Below are 18,067 nucleotides of genomic sequence, written 5' to 3' on the forward strand. Positions count from 1 at the left end.
CCGCCGCGCTCAGCTCCCCGTGCGGGCTGAGCGCGGCGGCCCGGCGTCAGCGAAGCGGGCCGTCGCCGGGTCCGTTCGGGTCGTCGACCAGGTGGATCGCTGCTTCCTCGGCGCTGGCGGCGCCCGCGTCGATCCCGGCGTCCCAGGCCACCGACTCGGCCTCGTCGTCCTCGCGGACACCCTCGTCGTAGGCGACGAGACGACCCGCGCGACCCTCGGCCTCGTACCCCCGTCGGGTCAGCTCGTCCTCGTCGTCGCCGGCCTCGGCGTACGGGTCGACGTCCGGCACCTCCTGGGCCAGGTACTGCTCCAGGGACTCCCCGGCCCGCTCCTCGGCAGGCGTGGTGCCGAACCGGTTCGCCGCCGTCCAGTGGTCCTCGGCCACGATGCCTGTGTCGAGCGGGTCGCCGACCCGGTCGTCGTCCAGCGTGTCGGAGGCGTCCAGGACGCCGTCGTCCTCGGCCACGTTCCACTCGTCGACGGAATCCATCCGCTCGGTCTGGCTCACGGCGGTCTCTCCTTCGTCACGGCGCAGCGAAGTGCCAAGCCTATGATCGTGCAACGCCGCCGCCTCCCGAGGCCTGCCCGCTGTGACGAACGGACCTCGGGCGCGGCGTACGCGTCAGCGCCGCAGCAGCTCCGCCACGGCCTCGGTGAACTCGGCGGGCTGCTCGATGTGCGCGAAGTGCCCGCTGCGCTCCAGCACCACCAGGCGCGAGTCCTTGACGCCCGCGTGCAGCTCCTCCGCGAAGCGGGACCCGCAGATGAAGTCGTACGCCCCCACGATCACCACGACCGGCACGGTGATCTCGCCGAGGTCGCCGCGCACGTCGAAGGGCGTGGGGTCCTGCGCGCCCGCCGGGGCGGACCAGACGCGCACCGCGGCCTGGAAGGGCGCGAACTCGTCCCGCCGACCCCAGAAGTCCGCGAAGTACACCGGGAGGGCCGCGCGTCCCGGCCTCGTGGCGGGCCAGCAGCACACCGAGCGCCCCAGCGTCCCCGGCCTGCGCGAGCACTACCAGATCGGCGTCACTGTGCGTCACGTGTACGTCCTCCCGCGCGTCCCGCGTCACCCTTTATGCGGGGTTCCAGGCGATTTCCGGGTGCCACCCATGCGTGCCAGCCTACGACCTGTGACTGCGCCGCCCCTACGGGCGAGGTCTCGTCGACGATCGGCACGGTCGGTGTCGGCCCGCACGGCTGAGCCGGGCACGATGAGGCGGTGCACATCGAACCGGTCGACCACTCGCCCCGACAGACGTTCTCCTGGGCGGTCCTGCGTCAACGCTGGGAGGACCTCACGTTCCTGCACTGGGCCGTCGATCCGGCACTCGTCGCACCGCTGCTGCCGCCCGGGACCCGGCCGGACACCCTGGACGGTGTCAGCTACGTCGGGCTCATCGGTTTCCGGATGGTCGGGTTGGGCCTCGGTCGCGGCCCGGGCATCCCGTACCTGGGCACGTTCTGGGAGACGAACGTGCGGCTCTACTCGGTCGACGACACCGGCCGCCGGGCTGTCGTGTTCCGCTCGCTCGACGCGTCCCGCCTCGTGCCGGTGCTTGTGGCGCGGGTGACGCTGGGTCTGCCGTACCTCTGGTCGTCGATGCGGTTGGACCGCGACGGCGACCTGCGCACCTACCGGTGCCGGCGTCGCTGGCCGGGCCCGGCGGGTACGACGAGCCGGATGGTGGTGCGGGTGGGGGAGCGGATCGACGAGCCGACGCCCCTTGAGCATTTCGTCACCGCCCGCTGGGGGCTGCACACCCGGGCGTACGGGCGCACGCTGCACCTGCCGAACTGGCATCCGCGCTGGCCGCTGCACCGGGCCGAGCTGCTGGGTCTGGACGACGAGCTGGTCGCCGCCGCCGGGCTGCCGGCGCCGGTCGGGCCGCCGGTAAGCGTGCTGTACTCGCCTGGTGTGCCTGTGGCGTTCGGTGCGCCGGTGGCGGCCCGGCCGGAGAGGGCCGGGCCGCTTGGCCCTCAGTAGCGACCGCCCTCGGGCGCGGGGAGCGCGTCCAGGTCGGCCAGGTCCTCGGCGCTGAGTCGCACGTCGCCTGCCGCGCAGTTGTCCACCAGGTACGTCGGCGTCTTGGTGCCGGGGATCGGGATGACGAGGCGGCCCTGGGCGACGACCCACGCGAGGGCGACCTGCGCGGGGCTGACCCCGGCCCGGTCGGCGATCTCGCGGACCCGCGCGACGATGGCGAGGTTGGCCCGCAACGCGTCCTGCTGGAAGCGCGGCAGGCCGCGGCGGAAGTCGTCGGCGGGCAGGTCGTCGAACGAGGTGAACCGGCCGGTGAGGAACCCCCGACCCAGCGGCGAGAACGGCAGGAAGGCGATGCCCTGCTCGGCGCAGTACGGCAACACCTCGGTCAGCGGGTCGCGGGTCCACAGCGACAGCTCCGACTGCACCGACGCCACCGGGTGGACCGCCTGGGCCCGCACGATCTGGGTCACGCTCACCTCGGACAGGCCGATCTGTCGCGCCTTGCCGGCCGCCACGACCTCCGCCATCGCGCCCCAGGACTCCTCGATGGGCACCTCCGGGTCGACCCGGTGCAGCTGGTAGAGGTCGACGTAATCGGTGCCGAGACGGCGCAGGCTGGCGTCGATCGCCGCCCGGATGTGCTCGGGACGGCCGTTGTTGCCGATCTTCGGCGAGTTGCCGGGGCCGCCGGTCGGGGACGTCGCCACCAGCCCGACCTTCGTCGCCAGGACGGCCCGTTCCCGGTGGCCGCCGGCCAGCGCCCGGCCGACCAGCTCCTCGTTGGTGTACGGCCCGTACACGTCCGACGTGTCGATCAGGGTGGCGCCCAGGTCGAGAGCCTGGTGGATGACCGAGATCGAGGTGTCGTCGTCGCGGGGGCCGCTGATGTCGTAGCCGTGGCTCATGCCCATGCACCCGAGACCGATGACGCCGACCTCGGGCCCCGCACTGCCCAGTGTGGTGGTTCGCATGCGCCCTACGCTACGACCGTTCCGCCCGCTGCGCGGTGCCGACCGGTGCCGGTCGGTATCGTCGGGCGGTGCGCGTGCGCGAGTTCACCTGGCCCGACTACGACGACGTGGCGGCACTGTGGACCGGGTCGGGACGGGACGTGCTGTCCCGCGCGGAGTTGACCGCGAAGCTGGTTCGGGATCCGCAGTTGTTCCTGGTCGCCGAGGTGGCCGACGCTGTCGTGGGAGTGGTGCTCGGCACCTACGACGGGCGCCGGGGGATGATCCTGCGGCTGGCCGTGGCTCCGGCGTACCGGCGCCGGGGCGTCGCCAGCACGCTCGTCGCCGAGGTGGAGAGGCGGCTCGCGGCGCTGGGGTGCCCCCGGGTGAACCTGCTGGTCCTGCCGGAGGACACTGCCGCGCTCCGGTTCTGGCAGGCACTGGGGTACGTGCCCCAGCCCGACGTTCTCTGCTCCAAGCCGCTCAGCCGGTAGGCGTCGAGCCGTGTTCGTCGCCGGGACGCCCGGTGGACGCCCCTAGAATCGATAGCCTTGACTGTCTGCGGTGTGGTGTCGCAGGTGGTCGGCGCGAAGGGGGTGCGGGAATTGGGACCTGACGAGCGAGGCAGGCTGTTCGAGCAGGCGCGGGAGCTGTCGCAGCGGCAGGATGCCTGGGCGGAGGCCGACCGCCTGTGGGTGCGGGTGATCGACGCCTACCGGCAGGCGGTGCGCGACCCGGGTCGGGCCGACCGCCGCGACCACCAGCAGTTGGCGCGGGCGCTGTGGCGACGCGGGATGCTGCTGTCCGCCCGTGGCCGCTCCGCCGAGGCGATGGCCCCCGGCGGTAAGGCGGTAGCCATCTTCGAGCGGGTGTACGACGCGGTGGCGGCCGAGGGTGGGAGCGTGACGGCCGCGCCCCGGGACGACGCGCTCGCGGAACTGGTCACCGCGCTCGTGGATCTCGCCGAGATCGCGTTCTCCGCAGGTCAGCCCGCCACCCGTCGGGACCTGCTGGAACGGGCGGTGGCGGTGGGTCTGACCTCGGCCGGAGACCCGCCGTCCGCCGGGCCGCGCACCCGGGAGGCGATGGGTACGGCCTACCACAACCAGGCGACGGCGCTGCTGCACCGGCACCTCACCCGGCCGTCGTCGGCGGACGGCGCCCAGGAGGCGGCGCTCGCGGCGTCGCGGGCCTGCGAACTGCGGCAGGGGCTGCTCGACCTGGCCCGCCCGCTGACCTTCTGGGAGATGGCCAACACCTACGGGGTGTACGCGCAGTGCCTGGTCCTGATCGGCGACCTCGACCGGGCGGCGATGGTGCTGGCGATGGGCAACCGGTTCGTGGAGACGCTGGGCCCGGCCGCCGAGGTGCCCGCCCAGAAGTTGCGGACCGCGACCGAGATGCTGGCCCGGGAGAGGGGCGGGACCACCCCACGTCGCTGGGGCTGGCGGCGGCGCTGACCCGCGCTTGCAAGACATAGCAGTCGATCGATACTGTGCGCGAAGGCGCCGCCCCGCCTCAGACCGTCACCGTCGATCCGAAGCGGGTTCCGCATGCGCACACTGAGACTTGTCACATCGCTGGCCGTCGCCGGCCTGCTCGTCGGAGCGGTGGCGATGACCGCCACGCCGGCCAGCGCGGCGACAGCCGCCTTCTCCGTGACGAACAACTGGGGCAGCGGCTATCAGGGCCAGGTCACCGTCACCAACGACACCTCCGCCCCGATAAGCGGTTGGCGTGTCGAGTTCGACCTGCCGGCCGGTACGACAATCAGCCAGTCGTGGAACGCGCAGCAGACGACCTCCGGCAACCACCACACCTTCGCCAACGTGTCCTGGAACGGCACCCTCGGGGTCGGCGCCTCGACGTCGTTCGGCTTCCTCGTCAACGGCTCCGGCACGCCTGTGAACTGCACGGTCAACGGCGCCTCCTGCGCCGGTGGCCCGCCGCCGACGACCCCGCCGCCCACCACCCCGCCGCCCACCACACCGCCGCCCACCACACCGCCGCCCACCACTCCGCCGCCGACCACCGGCACGCCCGTCGAGCGGTACGGACAGTTGCGCGTCTGCGGCACGACGATGTGCGACAAGAACGGCTCACGGGTGCGGCTGCGCGGCATCAGCAGCATGTGGCTCAACTGGGAGACCGCCCCGTACGCCGAGAACCTATCCGCGCTGACCTGGATGCGGGACAACTGGAACCTCCAGGTGATCCGCGCGGCGATGGGCGTCGAGCCCGCCGGGGCGTACCTGAGTGACCCGGGCAGGGCGCGGGCGCAGGTGGAGACCATCATCAACAACGCGGTCACCGCCGGCGTTTACGTGATCGTCGACTGGCACGCCCACGAGGCGCAGAACAACCAGTCCCAGGCGGTGGCGTTCTTCGGCGACCTGGCCCGCCGCTACGGGCACCTGCCAAACGTGATCTGGGAGCCGTGGAACGAGCCGCTGCAGTTCAGCTGGACCGGCGTCATCAAGCCGTACCACCAGGCGGTGGTGTCCGCGATCCGCGCCGCCGACCCGGACAACATCGTCGTGCTCGGCACGCCCACGTGGTCGCAGGACGTGGACGCGGCGGCGGCCAGCCCGGTCGCCGGCACCAACCTCATGTACACACTGCACTTCTACTCGTGCACGCACGGCGCGTCGCTGCGCGCCAAGGGTGACGCGGCGATCCGCGCCGGGCTGGCGCTGTTCGTCACCGAATGGGGCGCCAGCAACGCCGACGGCGGGCTCGACGGCCGGGCCTGCCTGCCGGAGGCGCAGTCCTGGATCGACTGGATGACGTCGAACGGCATCTCCTGGACGGCCTGGAAGCTCGACGTCGGCACGGACACCACAAACCTGCTGAGCCCCGGCGCGCCGGTGACCGGCGGATGGACCAACTACCTGCACGGCCACGCGCCGTTCGTGGTCGCCAACATGAGATGACACGGCCGCGCGCCTGATCGCCTTCAGGTCGCCGATGTCGGGGTGTCCGGGTCAATGGGATGCCCCGACATCGCCGATCCACCGGCAGCGTTTCGCGTCGACGCCCGCGGGTCAACCAACCGGCGGCCTCTCGACGCCTACCGACGCGACGAACGCCCGCCAGGCGGCAGGTGGGAAGAGCAGCGCCGGACCCCGCCGGTCCTTCGAGTCCCGCACGGGCACCACGCCGGGGAGATTGGTGGCGACCTCGACGCAGTTACCGCCGTTGTCGCCGCTGCGGGTGCTCGTGCGCCAGATGGCGTTGCTCAGATCAGTCATGCCGCATCTCCCCGATGATGGTCTTGATCATGTCGCTCGATTCTGCCTCGGGCAGCGCCAGCCTCCTCAGGCCCTGCCAGGCGTCCTCGTAGGCGCGTAGCTCGTCCGGCTTGTCGAGGTACAGCGCTCCGGTGAGGGATTCGCTGTAGACCACCGACGGCTCGGGAACCGCCCGGCCGCCGTCGCCTGCGGGAAAGTCGAGGATGACGAAGGAACCGGCTGCCGCCCCCGGGTGCGGCCCGGCGGCGAGCGGGACCACCCGCACCGACGCGTTCGGGAGTTCGGACACCTCGAGCAGGTGGGTGAGCTGCGCGGTCATCACGCTGCGACCGGAGACGACACGGCGGAGGGCTGCCTCCGAGAGCACCGCATCCAGGTGGGGAGGCTGGGGCAGACGACGCCTCAGCAACGCCTGCCGTTGCAGCCTCACCTCGACCGCCCGTTCGCGGTCCTGGGCGCTGATCCGGCTACTCGCCTGGTAGAGCGCGACGGCGTAGCTGCGGTGCTGGAGCAGTCCGGGGATCAGCGTCTCGCCGTACTCGCGCAGGCGGGAGGCGGCGGATTCCAGGCCGACGTACAGCTCGAACCAGCTCGGCACCGCGTCACCGTACGCGTGCCACCAGCCCTTGGACTTCGTCTCGACGGCCAGGCGGCGCATCGCGGCGGTCATCTCCGGCGGCACCCCGTACAGCTCGCACATCGCCTTGACGTCGAGCACCCGGACGGACCCGGTGCCGCACTCGATGCGCCAGATCTTCTGCCTGCTGTATTCCAGTGCCTCGGCGGCGGCGTCGAGTGTCACCCCTGCCTCGTTGCGGTACTGCCGCAGCAGCCGGCCGAGTTGCCGGCGCGGCACGGTCGATCCAACATCCTCGGCCATTCGCACACTCCCCGATTTCATGCCGCAACGCTGCGTCACGCCGCCCTGCAACACCTACGTGGTGCAGCGGCGAATGTCAATGCACAACAAGGGCTTCGCGGTTTACGGATGTTGCATGTGCGCTGCTGACCGTCACCGGACGACCACACGTCGACACGCCCCGGTCGGCCGCGACGAGGCCGACCCCGACGAGGCCGCTGTGTCCGAAGAGGATCAGCCGGCAGAACGGCGCGTCACCTTAACGCGCCGGAAACACCCCCGGCACCAAGCCTGGGAACGCTCGTCGGACAGTCGAGACACCGACACGCGAACCGGGGTGACCATGGCCGACAACACCACGAACGCGGCGACATTCGACGGGCCGGTGGGCCGATCCGGCAACGGCCGGGCCGTGCCCACGCCCCGCCCCGCCCCGGCCGCGCCGGTGCACGACGACGACCCGGCGGACCTCGCCACCATCGGTGTGGAGGAGGAGTTCCACGTCGTCGACAGGCACACCCGGGAACTGGTGCCCCGGGCCGGGGAGCTGCTCGACCGGCTGCCGGCCACGTCGTTCACCGCCGAGCTGCACCGCAGCGTGGTGGAGACCAACACCGAGGTCTGCCGCACCCTCGACGAGATCCGCGCCGAACTGACCCGGCTGCGCCGGTCGGCGGTCCAGGTCGCCGACCGGGCCGGGCTGGGCATCGTCGCGGCCGGCACGGTGCCGCTGCGCGCCGACGGCGACCCGAGCGTCACCCCCACCTCACGGTACCGACGGATGCTCGACGAGTACCAGATGCTCGCCCGCGAGCAGTTGATCTGCGGCGCGCAGGTGCACGTCGGAGTGTCCGACCGGGACCTGGCGGTGGCCGTCACCCGACGCGTCCAGCCGTGGCTGCCGGTGCTGCTCGCCCTGTCCACCAGCTCGCCGTACTGGATGGGTCAGGACAGCGGCTACGCAAGCGTCCGTTCGCTGGTCTGGCAGCGGTGGCCCACCGCCGGCGACCCGGGCGAGGTGACAAGTGCGGCCGACCACGAGGCGCTGGTCGCCGAGCTGATCTCCTCGGAGACCATCACCGACCCGGCCATGATCTACTTCGATGTCCGGCCGTCGGCGCACGTGCCCACCGTGGAGCTGCGGATCACCGACGCGAACGCCGACGTGGAGACGATCGTCCTGCTCACCGGGTTGTTCCGGGCGCTCGTACGGCGGGAGGTCGCCGCCCTGCGCGCCGGGGTCGAGCGCACGGCCGTCCGGCCGCCGGTGCTGCGCGCCGCCGTGTGGCGGGCCGCCCGCTCCGGACTGGAAGGTGACCTGCTGGACCTGCCCCGCTCGGCCCGGCCGGTGCCGGCCGCCGAGGCGGTCCGCCGCCTCGTGGCCGACCTGCGCCCACAGTTGGAGGCGACAGGCGACGCCGAGCAGGTCCGCGAGTTGACCCGGTACGCGCTGGAACGCGGCAGCTCCGCCGCCCGGCAGCGGCGGGCGTACGAGCGGCGCGGCCGGCTCGCCGACGTGGTCGACCTGCTGCTCGACGAGACCCGCGGCCGGGCGCGTACGCCCCTGCCCGGCGTGCCGCCACTGCCCGCGCTGTCCGCCTACGCCGATGCCGGCGACGAGGTCTTCGGGCCGGGCGGGCCGGCGCCCGCGTACCGTCCGCTGCTCGCGGCCCTGCGCACGCTCGGCGCCGCCGGCCTGCGTCGACGCGAGCACGACCGGGACGAGGAGCAGCGCGCCCGGGGCGTGACGTTCAGCGTGGCCGGCGAGGCGAGCACCAGGCTCTTCCCGGTCGACCTGGTGCCCCGGGTGGTGCCCGCCGACGACTGGCGGGTCCTGCGCACCGGCCTGGTGCAGCGCGCCCGCGCGCTCGACGCGTTCCTGCGCGACGTGTACGCCGACCGGGCCGTGGTGGCCGACGGGGTCGTGCCGGCCTGGGTGGTGGAGTCCTCCCCGGGGCTGCGCCCGACCGGGGCGCTGATGGGCCGGCGCGGTACGCGCGCCCAGGTGTCCGGAACCGATCTCGTCCGCGACCCGGACGGCGGCTGGTACGTGCTGGAGGACAACCTGCGGGTGCCCTCGGGTATCGGGTACGCCGTGCAGAACCGCCGGCTCACCCGGGCGGTGCTGCCCGAGCTGCCGGTGCCCGACGACCTGTTGCCCGCCGACGAGACACCGGCGATGCTGCGCCGGGCGCTTCTCGCCGCCGCTCCCGCCGCCGCCGGCGACCCCGCTGTCGTGGTGCTCAGCAGCGGGCCGGGCGATCCGGCCTGGTTCGAGCACAGGCTGCTCGCCGACGAGATGGGCGTGCCGCTGACCGAGAGCAGCGACCTGCTCGTGCAGGACGGCCGCGTCCACCTGGTCCGGGAGGGCCGCCGCAGCCAGGTCGACGTGATCTACCTGCGGATGGACGAGGAGGCGTTGCTGCACGCCCCGGGCGCCGACGGCGTTCCGCTGGGCTGGCCGCTGCTCGCGGCGGTGCACGCCGGGCGGCTCACGTTGGCCAACGCGCTGGGCAACGGCGTCGGCGACGACAAGGCGCTGTACGCGTACGTGCCCCGGCTCATCGAGTACTACCTGGGGGAGAAGGCGCTGCTCGGCGACGTGCCCACGTACCTGTGCGGGCTGCCCGAGCAGCGCGCCGAGGTGCTGGGCCGACTCGACGAACTGGTGCTCAAGCCGGTCGACGGGTACGGCGGCGACCGGGTGGTGATCGGCCCGCGCGCCGAGGCCGAGGAACTGGACGCCGTCCGCGAGCAGATCCTCGCCGCCCCGCACCGGTGGATCGCCCAGGAGATGGTCGCGCTCACCACGCACCCGGTCTTCGACGGCACGGCCCTCGCGCCGCGCCACGTCGACCTGCGGGCCTTCGTCTTCCTCGGCGAGACGGCCGAGGTGGCACCCGTGGCGCTGACCCGTGTCGCGCCGGCCGGCAGCATGATCGTCAACTCGTCGCGGGGCGGCGGGTCGAAGGACACCTGGCTGCTCGGCGGAACCGATCAGCCCACGGCGTAACTCACGCTTGACCCGGATGTCATCGGGACGCAACCCGGTCCGCCAAGCCTGGACCGGTCAGCGGCCCGAGCGGTCCGAGCCGATGAGAGGTGTGTGCCATGTGCGGTATCGGAGGCGAGTTCCGCCTCGACGGGGCGCCACCGGACATGGCGGCGCTGGAGCGGATGCTCCCCGTCCTGTCCTCCCGGGGCCCGGACGGCGAGGGGCGGTGGCAGCACGGCAACGCGGCGCTCGTGCACCGCCGGCTGCGCATCATCGACCTGTCCGACACCGGCGCCCAGCCGATGGTCGACACCGAGCTGGGCCTCGCCCTGGTCTTCAACGGCTGCATCTACAACTACCGGGAGCTGCGCGACGAGCTGACCACCGCCGGCTACTCCTTCCGGTCCACCTCGGACACCGAGGTGATCCTCAAGGCGTACCACAGGTGGGGGACGGCCTGCGTCGAGCGGTTCTACGGGATGTTCGCGTTCGCGCTTGTCGAGCTGGCCACGCACACCCTGGTGCTGGCCCGCGACCGGCTCGGCATTAAGCCGCTCTACCTGGCCGGGACACCGGGCCGGATCCGCTTCGCGTCGACCCTGCCGGCGCTGCTCGCCACCGGTGACGTCGACACCGACCTCGACCCGGTGGCGCTGCACCACTACATGAGCTTCCACTCGGTGGTGCCGCCACCGCGCACCATCCTGGCCGGCGTCCGGAAGCTGCCCCCGGCCACCGTGCGCGTGATCACCGCGGACGGCCGCAGCACCGACACCGTCTACTGGCGGCCGGAGTTCACCCGCGCCGCCGCGCCGGCCATGTCCGCCCAGGAGTGGCAGGAACGGATCATGGGGGCGCTGCGCACCGCCGTACGCCGCCGGATGGTCGCCGACGTGCCGGTGGGTGTGCTGCTCTCCGGCGGCCTGGACTCCAGCCTGATCGTCGCCCTGCTGGCCGAGCAGGGCCAGACCGGGCTGGCCACGTTCAGCATCGGCTTCGAGGCGGCGGCGGGGGAGAGCGGCGACGAGTTCCACTACTCCGACCTGGTGGCCCGCGAGTACGGCACCGACCACCACCAGATCCGCATCGGCGCGGCCCGGTTCGTGCCCGCCGTGCACGAGGCCATCGCGGCGATGAGCGAGCCGATGGTCAGCCACGACTGCGTGGCGTTCCACCTGCTCTCCGAGGAGGTCTCGCAGCGGATCACGGTGGTGCAGTCCGGGCAGGGCGCCGACGAAATCTTCGCCGGCTACGACTGGTACCCGCCGATGGCGAACGTGGCCCGCGCGGACGCCGTCGAGGCGTACGCCCGGGTGTTCTTCGACAGGCGGCACGACGCGCTCGCCGGGCACCTGGCGCCCGAGTGGATGCTCGACCACGACGCCAGCCTGGAGTTCGTCGCCGACCATTTCGGAGCGCCGGGCGCGGACACCGCGCTGGACGCGGCGCTGCGTCAGGACAGCCTGGTGATGCTCGTCGACGACCCGGTCAAGCGGGTCGACAACATGACGATGGCGTGGGGGCTGGAGGCCCGGGTGCCGTTCCTCGACCACGAGGTGGTCGAGCTGGCCGCCGCCTGCCCACCGGGGCTCAAGCTGGCCCGGGGCGGCAAGGGCGTGCTGAAGGCCGCGAGTCGGGGCATCGTGCCCGACGAGGTGATCGACAGGCCGAAGGGCTACTTCCCGGTGCCCGCCATCCGGCACCTGTCCGGCCCGCTGCTGGACGACGTCCGCGAGGCGTTGACCGCGCGACCGGCGCGCGAGCGGGGCCTGTTCCGCAAGGACTACCTGGAGGAGTTGCTGGAGGCGCCGAACGCCCGACGGACCACGTTGGGTTCCAACGCGCTCTGGCAGCTCGGGCTGCTGGAGCTCTGGTTGCAGCGGATCGGGGTTTAGATGAGCGTACGGATCGAGGTGCCAAGCCGGGTCCGACCCGTGCGTCACCGGCCGGCGGTGACCCTGCCCCCGGGCGAGGACTTCGCGCCCGCGCCGTCGCCGGACGGCCGGCGGGTGGCGTACGTGTCGGACCGGGCCGGAACCCCTGCCGTCTGGGTCCGCGACGTCGACGCCGCCAAGGCCGTCGCGCTGCCCTGCGGCGACGAACCGGTCCTGACGGTGAGCTGGTCCCCCGACGGGCAGTGGCTGGCCCTAGTCGTCGCGCCCGGTGGCGCGCCCCGCACGGAGCTGTGGGTGCTGCGCCCGGACGGCACGCGGCGCCGCCAGGTCGCCGGGTTCGGCCGCCGCAGCGCGACCCTTGCCTGTTGGCTGCCCGGCGGCGCGCTGATGGCGGTCACCGAGACCGCCGAGCGGGGTGCCGCCGTGCTTGTCGACGCGGGCACCGGGCACCGGCGGGTGCTCGCCGAGGACGACCTGCTCACCCTCCTGGACGTCACCCCGGACGGCGGGACCGCCCTGCTGCGCCGCGGCCCCCGCAACGCCCGCTGGCTGGAACTGCTCGACGTGGCCACCGGCGACCGGGTACGACTGTTGCCGGACACCGGCCGGGGCAGCACCGACCAGGGCTGGTTCGGCCCCGACGGGACGAGCGTGCTGGCGCGTACCGACGCGTTCTCGGAGCTGGCCGCGCTGGTGCGCGTCGATCCGACGCGACAGGCGCTGCCCCCGGCGCGGCTCGCCGCGCGGCCGGACGCCGAGCTGGAGCACGTGACGCTCAGCGCCGACCGGGGGAGCGCCGCGCTGCTGTGGAACACCTACGGCGGGCGCAGCGAGCTGAGCCTGCTCGACCTCGCCGACGGGGTGCAGCGGGCGGTGGCCGCCCCCGGGGAGGTGCTCGACGGCGCCGTCTTCGCCGCCGGCGGGGACCTGCTCTGCGTCACCGCGCAGGGGCCGGTGCAGCCCCGCGAGGTCTGGCTTGTCGATCCCGCGACAGGTACGCCACGCCCGCTGCGGCCGGACACCGGCGCCGCGCGTACGGGCGACGGCGGTGTCGCTCCGCAACTGGTCGACCTGCGTGCCCGCGACGGGTTGCCGCTGTCCGGCTGGCTGTACCGCCCGCCCGGCCCGGGCCCCTGGCCGACGGCGATCAGCCTGCACGGCGGTCCCGAGGCGCAGGAGCGTCCCGGCTACAACCCGCTGTTCCAGGCCCTCGTCGCGCAGGGCGTCGCGGTGTTCGCGCCTAACGTGCGCGGCTCGTCCGGCTTCGGCCGCTCCTTCGTCGCCGCCGACAACCTCGCCGGCCGGTACGGGGCCATCGCCGACGTGGCGGCGTGCGCCGAGCACCTGCTCGACAGCGGTGTCGCCCGGCCCGGCCAGCTCGGCTGCCTGGGCCGCTCGTACGGCGGCTACCTGGTGCTCGCGGTGCTCGTGAACTTTCCCGGCCTGTTCGCCGCCGGGGTGGCCGAGTGCGGCATCTCCGACTTCCACACGTTCTACGCCGGCACCGAGCCGTGGATCGCCGCCGCGGCCGTCAGCAAGTACGGCGATCCGGTGCGCGACGCGGAGCTGCTGCGGGACCTGTCGCCGATGACCCACATCGACCGGCTCGACGTGCCGGTGCTGCTCATCCACGGCGCGAACGACACGAACGTGCCGGCCGGGGAGTCGGCGCAGGTGGCGCGGGCCCTCGCCGCCCGGGACGAGCCGCACGGGCACCTGGTGCTCACCGGCGAGGGGCATGACTTCCTCGCCCGTGACAACGCCGCGACGGCGCGTACGGCCACCACCGCCTGGCTCACCCGGCACCTCGCCGCGCCGGCTGTCACCCGCGCCTGAGGCGTTATCCTGCGCCGGTGGACGTCACGGCGCAGGGCGAGCGGCTGGCCGCCGACCTGGGCCGGTGGCTGGCCGACCTGACGTTCGTCGACCTGGACACCGACGAGGTCACCGCGCGGGTCATCGACGCGGTGCAGCGGTGGGCGCAGGCGCAGGGCTGGCGGGTGTACCGGCGCGCGCCCAGCGTGCTGCCGCTGCCGCCGCCCCTCGAACAGCGGCACTCGGTCCTCGACGTGGCGTGCGCCCGCCCGGACGGCCCGCCCGTGGTGGTGGAGGTCGACCACACCGACCGGGCCCGTACGGTGCGGAAGCTGACCGCGGAGGCGGACGCCGGCCGGATCCCGATCTGGGTGCGCTGGGGCGTCGGGCGGTTCTCCGCGCCGCCGCCGCCGGTGCGGATGGTGACAGTCGAGGTGACCAGGCGCGCTGGCCCGGCGGGGCGTGGACGGCTGCACAGCCGTACCGGCGACCGCCCCGCGCCCGCGCACTCGACGGGCGGCGGAACGGTGGCCACGCAGGCGCTGCCGATTCCCCTTACCGACAGGCTTTCGGACCCCCGCAAGGGCACCTGAAGCGAATCGTAAGCGCGGCTCGGCAGAGTTCTGGGTGTCACCGGAGCACACGACGAACACCCAGGAGATTCCGATGCGCAAGCTCATCAACTCGACCTACATCACCCTCGACGGCGTCATCGAGAACCCGATGTGGACCGCGCCGTACTTCGACGAGGAGGCCATGGGCCTCGCCGGCGAGCAGACCGACGAGGCGGACGCGATGCTGATGGGCCGGGCCACCTACGACGGGATGTCAGTCGCCTGGCCGCAGCAGGACGAGAGCGACCCGACCACCGGCGCGGCGTACTTCAACAACGTCAAGAAGTACGTCGCCTCGACCACCCTCACCAACCCCACCTGGAACAACACGGAGGTGCTCCAGGGCGACCTGGTCGAGGCGGTCACCGCGCTCAAGGCCCGGGAGGGCAGGAACATCATCCAGTACGGCTTCGGCTCGGTCACCGCGCAGCTGATCGCGGCGGGCCTGGTGGACGAGGTCCGGTTCTGGATCCACCCCGTGCTGGAGGGCGCGGCCAGCCTGACGGTGCCGCTGACGGACTTCAAGGCGTCGTTCGACCTGGTCGACACCCGGGTGCACAAGAGCGGCGTCATCGTCGCCTCGTACCGGCCGAAGACGGCCGCCTGACCCGTCGATCAGAGCTGGGCCCGGGCCTCGCCCGGGCTCAGCTTCGTGCCCTCGTCGACAAGCGCGTCGAACCGGTCCCGCCCGAGGGTGGCCCGCACGCGTTCGGTCACCCGGTCGGTCTCGTCGCGTTCGGCCGGGGAGCAGGGCGCCCGCGCGGCGAGCCGGGCGGCGGCCGCCGCGCCGAGCAGCCGGGCCGCGACCTCCGGTACGCGCACCGCGGACGCCATCCCCTCCAGGGCGTAGATCGCGTCGCGGGGCGCGGCCATCGCCTCGGCGACCTCGAACGCCTCGACGTGCAGGGCCAGTGCGGCGTCCGCGTCACCGCCCTGCTCGACCGCGTGGCCCAGCTCGACCAGGACCGGCGGCAGGTAGAGCGCGGGCTGGGCCTCGGCGCGCCCCCGTTCGGCGAGGCGGGTCAGGTGGGTGACGGCCAGGTCGAGTTTGCCGTCGCGGCGGGCGGCCAGCCCGAGGCCCATCTCGGCGAAGACCAGAGCGCTGGGGGAGCTCTGCTCCGTGGCCAGCCGGTACGCGCGTTCGGCCAGTTCCCGGGCCTGCGGGTAGTCACGGGTCTGCACCGCCAGCCACGCCAGCCAGGACAGCTCGGTGCCGACCTGCGGCCACAGTCCCAGCTCCTCGGCCCAGCGCAGCCCTTCGGAGTGCAGGCCGGCGGCGCGTTCGTGCTCGCCGCGCATCTCGGCCAGCGCACCCGTCCACTCGGCGGCCTGGAGCCTGCCCCACCGGTCGCCGACCTGGGCGAACAGCACGGCGCTGCGGGTCGCGGCGCGTTCCAGCGTCGCCTGGTCACCCGCCACGTGTGCGATCTTGGCGCGGGAGGCGAGCACCGCGGCCTCGGTCCACGGATCGGCGGCGGCCGGCAGCAGCTCCGCCGAGAGGGTCAGGTCACTGTGGTCGATGAGCGCGTTCGCCGCGAACCAGGCGCCGCGGCCGTCCGGGTCGGCGGCCACCGCCGCGCGGACCTCGGCAGGCGCCACCGCCTCGCCCTGCACCAGCGCGAAACCGACCCGCCACGCCCCGGCGCGAGCCTCCTGCGCCGCGTCACCGGGCAGGGCGAGGGCGCGCCGCGCCTCGGTCAGCCGGCCGCGCAGGTACCAGTACCAGCTGAGCGCCACGGCCAACCGCAGCCCGCCGCCGTGGACCAGCGCGGCGCGCAGGTTCGCCGTCTCCGCGTCCAGCAGCGCCAGCCACCGCTGCTGGTCGGCGCCGCGCAGCTCCGGGTCGGCCTGCTCGGCCAACCCGGTGTAGTAGGCGGCGTGCCGCGCCCGCACGTCGTCCGCGTCGGTCAGCCGGTCCAGGCAGAACGCGGCGACCGATTCGAGCAGCCGGTAGCGCGGGGCGGCCCCGGAGTCGTCGAGCACCACAAGTGACCTGTCCACCAGCCGGGCGAGGGTGTCCAGGTCGGTGCGGCAGACCCGCTCGGCGGCCTGGAGGGTGCAGCCGTCGGGGAACACCGCCAGCCGGGCGAGCACCGCCCGGTCGGGCTCGTCCAGCAGGTCCCAGCTCCAGGCGACGACCGCGGTCAACGTCCGCTGGCGCTGCGGCACGTCCCGCTGGGAGGTGGTGAGCAGCCGGAACCTGTCGTCAAGCCGATCCACCACGCCCCGCACGCCGAGCGCGCGGACCCGGGTCGCGGCCAGCTCCAGCGCCAGCGGGAGACCGTCCAGGCGACGGCAGAGCTGCGCCACGGCCGGCGCGGTCCGCTCGTCCAGCCGGAAGCCGCGCTGCTGCGCGGCGGCGCGGGCGGCGAACAGGCGCGCCGCCGCCGAGCGCCGGACCGCGTCCAGGTCACCGTCCTCGGGCAGCGACAGCGGAGGTACCTCCCAGAGCAGCTCCCCGGTCAGGCCGAGCGGTTCGCGGCTGGTGGCCAGGACGCTCACCTCGGGCGCGTCGCGCAGCAGTCGGGAGACGAGCGCGGCCACCGGCTCGACGACGTGTTCGCAGTTGTCAAGCACGAGCAGCAGCTGCCGGTGCCGCAGGGCAGCCACGAGGTGGTCGGCTGCGGACAGGGCCGTGCCGGCGGCCTCGCGGACGTCCAGCACGCCGAGGATCTGCTCGGCGACACGCGGGTCTCCGGCCGGCAGGGGAGCCAGCTCCACCAGGTGGACGCCGTCGGGGCAGGACCGGGTGCGGGCCGCCTCGGTGGCCAGCCGGGTCTTGCCGACACCGCCCGGCCCGACAAGCGTCACCAGTCGTTGCCGGGGCAGCAGTCCGCGCAGCTCGGTCAGCGCCTCGGCCCGCCCGACCAGCTCGTCGAGCTGGGCCGGCAGGCTGTTGCGGATGATCGCTGCCTTCGGCGGCGCGCTCAGGCCGGCGTCCTGTTCGAGGATCCTGCGGTGCAACGCGACCAGCTCGGGGCTGGGATCGAGGCCCAACTCGTCCGCTAGCCGGTCGCGCAGGTCGGCGTAGCTGTCCAGCGCCTCGGACTGTCGGCCGGCCGCGTACAGCGCGCGCAGCTGCACCGCCCGCAGGCCCTCCCGCAGCGGGTGCCGGGCGACCAGCTCGGCCAGGTCGGCGGCGACCAGGTCGTGCTCACCCCGAGCCAGCCGGGCCTCGGCCAGCCGCTCGTGCGCCGCGAGGCGCTGCTCGGTCAGGCGCGTCGCCTCGGCGCGGACGAACTCGGCGTCTGCCACATCGGCGTACGCGTCGCCGCGCCACAGCGCGAGAGCCGCGGTCAGCCGGTCGACGTCGGTGCTACGGGTCAGCTCGACGAAGCGGTCCGCATCGACGCTGTCGGCCCGCAGCAGGTAGCCGGGCGGCCGTGACTCGACAAGCTCGCGGGCGCCCGGCTCGGCGTCGTTGAGCGCCTTGCGCAGCTGGGACACCCGCACCTGGAGGGCGCCGGCCGGGTTGGCGGGGGAGTCGTCGCCCCACAGGTCGTCGATCAGGCGGTCCGCCGAGACGACCTGGTTGCGGTTGGTCAGCAGGTCGGCCAGCAGCGCGCGTACCTTGGTGCCGGGCACCACCACCGGCTCGCCGGCGTCCGTGGTCACGGCGAGCGGCCCGAGCACCCCGAACTGCACGGCGGACATACTAGCGCCGGTAAGCCGACCTGAAGCGGACCGTAAGCGCGCTGGCG

At 73.5% G+C, this 18,067-nt stretch carries 15 protein-coding genes; 9 read left to right on the forward strand and 6 right to left on the reverse strand.

Annotated elements, in window-relative coordinates:
* Positions 1-46: 46 nt before the first annotated feature.
* Together AB0N27_RS06180 and AB0N27_RS06185 are read right to left on the reverse strand one after the other, a co-directional pair.
* Positions 47-508 (reverse strand): DUF5709 domain-containing protein, encoded by a 462-nt coding sequence (locus AB0N27_RS06180; RefSeq protein WP_364363925.1) that lies wholly within the window; start codon positions 506-508, stop codon positions 47-49.
* Positions 509-622: 114 nt separating this feature from the next.
* The gene (locus tag AB0N27_RS06185) at positions 623-982 is read right to left on the reverse strand and encodes an alpha/beta hydrolase (protein WP_364363928.1); all 360 of its coding nucleotides are present in this window, start codon (positions 980-982) and stop codon (positions 623-625) included.
* Positions 983-1,222: 240 nt separating this feature from the next.
* Between AB0N27_RS06185 and AB0N27_RS06190 the strand changes: the two genes are divergently transcribed.
* The gene (locus AB0N27_RS06190; RefSeq protein WP_364363931.1) at positions 1,223-1,987 is read left to right on the forward strand and encodes a DUF2071 domain-containing protein; all 765 of its coding nucleotides are present in this window, start codon (positions 1,223-1,225) and stop codon (positions 1,985-1,987) included.
* Here AB0N27_RS06190 and AB0N27_RS06195 read toward each other — a convergent pair.
* Entirely contained in the window at positions 1,981-2,958 is a 978-nt protein-coding gene (locus AB0N27_RS06195) for an aldo/keto reductase (RefSeq protein WP_364363934.1), read from the reverse strand. The genes AB0N27_RS06190 and AB0N27_RS06195 overlap by 7 nt on opposite strands.
* A gap of 68 nt (positions 2,959-3,026) precedes the next feature.
* Here AB0N27_RS06195 and AB0N27_RS06200 point away from each other — a divergent pair, with 68 nt between their 5' ends.
* From AB0N27_RS06200 to AB0N27_RS06210, 3 genes are all read left to right on the forward strand, one after another.
* Positions 3,027-3,431: a GNAT family N-acetyltransferase gene (locus tag AB0N27_RS06200; RefSeq protein WP_364363937.1), complete on the forward strand. Its 405-nt coding sequence runs from the start codon at positions 3,027-3,029 to the stop codon at positions 3,429-3,431.
* Between the two features lie 57 nt (positions 3,432-3,488).
* Positions 3,489-4,397, forward strand: coding sequence for a hypothetical protein (locus tag AB0N27_RS06205; protein WP_364363940.1), 909 nt, complete (start codon positions 3,489-3,491; stop codon positions 4,395-4,397).
* Between the two features lie 93 nt (positions 4,398-4,490).
* The gene (locus tag AB0N27_RS06210) at positions 4,491-5,870 is read left to right on the forward strand and encodes a cellulase family glycosylhydrolase (protein WP_364363943.1); all 1,380 of its coding nucleotides are present in this window, start codon (positions 4,491-4,493) and stop codon (positions 5,868-5,870) included.
* Between the two features lie 111 nt (positions 5,871-5,981).
* On the opposite strand, the gene AB0N27_RS06215 is transcribed toward AB0N27_RS06210, so the two are convergent.
* Both AB0N27_RS06215 and AB0N27_RS06220 read right to left on the reverse strand, forming a co-directional pair.
* On the reverse strand, positions 5,982-6,188 hold the full coding sequence (locus AB0N27_RS06215) for a DUF397 domain-containing protein (RefSeq protein ID WP_364363946.1): 207 nt from the start codon (positions 6,186-6,188) through the stop codon (positions 5,982-5,984).
* Entirely contained in the window at positions 6,181-7,068 is an 888-nt protein-coding gene (locus AB0N27_RS06220) for a helix-turn-helix transcriptional regulator (protein ID WP_364363949.1), read from the reverse strand. The genes AB0N27_RS06215 and AB0N27_RS06220 overlap by 8 nt, the downstream gene beginning before the upstream one ends.
* Positions 7,069-7,390: 322 nt before the next feature.
* Between AB0N27_RS06220 and AB0N27_RS06225 the strand changes: the two genes are divergently transcribed.
* From AB0N27_RS06225 to AB0N27_RS06245, 5 genes are all read left to right on the forward strand, one after another.
* Entirely contained in the window at positions 7,391-10,060 is a 2,670-nt protein-coding gene (locus tag AB0N27_RS06225) for a carboxylate--amine ligase/circularly permuted type 2 ATP-grasp protein (protein WP_364363952.1), read from the forward strand.
* Between the two features lie 98 nt (positions 10,061-10,158).
* On the forward strand, positions 10,159-11,937 hold the full coding sequence (locus tag AB0N27_RS06230) for an N-acetylglutaminylglutamine amidotransferase (protein WP_364363955.1): 1,779 nt from the start codon (positions 10,159-10,161) through the stop codon (positions 11,935-11,937).
* Positions 11,938-13,773, forward strand: coding sequence for a prolyl oligopeptidase family serine peptidase (locus tag AB0N27_RS06235; protein ID WP_364363958.1), 1,836 nt, complete (start codon positions 11,938-11,940; stop codon positions 13,771-13,773).
* 17 nt (positions 13,774-13,790) lie between these two features.
* Complete coding sequence (locus tag AB0N27_RS06240; RefSeq protein ID WP_364363961.1) at positions 13,791-14,345, forward strand: hypothetical protein; 555 nt, start codon at positions 13,791-13,793, stop codon at positions 14,343-14,345.
* Positions 14,346-14,418: 73 nt separating this feature from the next.
* On the forward strand, positions 14,419-14,973 hold the full coding sequence (locus tag AB0N27_RS06245; protein ID WP_364363964.1) for a dihydrofolate reductase family protein: 555 nt from the start codon (positions 14,419-14,421) through the stop codon (positions 14,971-14,973).
* Positions 14,974-14,981: 8 nt separating this feature from the next.
* Here the strand turns inward: AB0N27_RS06245 and AB0N27_RS06250 are convergent, their stop codons facing one another.
* Complete coding sequence (locus tag AB0N27_RS06250; RefSeq protein WP_364363967.1) at positions 14,982-18,020, reverse strand: BTAD domain-containing putative transcriptional regulator; 3,039 nt, start codon at positions 18,018-18,020, stop codon at positions 14,982-14,984.
* Positions 18,021-18,067: the final 47 nt, after the last annotated feature.

This window comes from Micromonospora sp. NPDC093244 (assembly GCF_040683695.1).
Lineage (GTDB): Bacteria > Actinomycetota > Actinomycetes > Mycobacteriales > Micromonosporaceae > Micromonospora.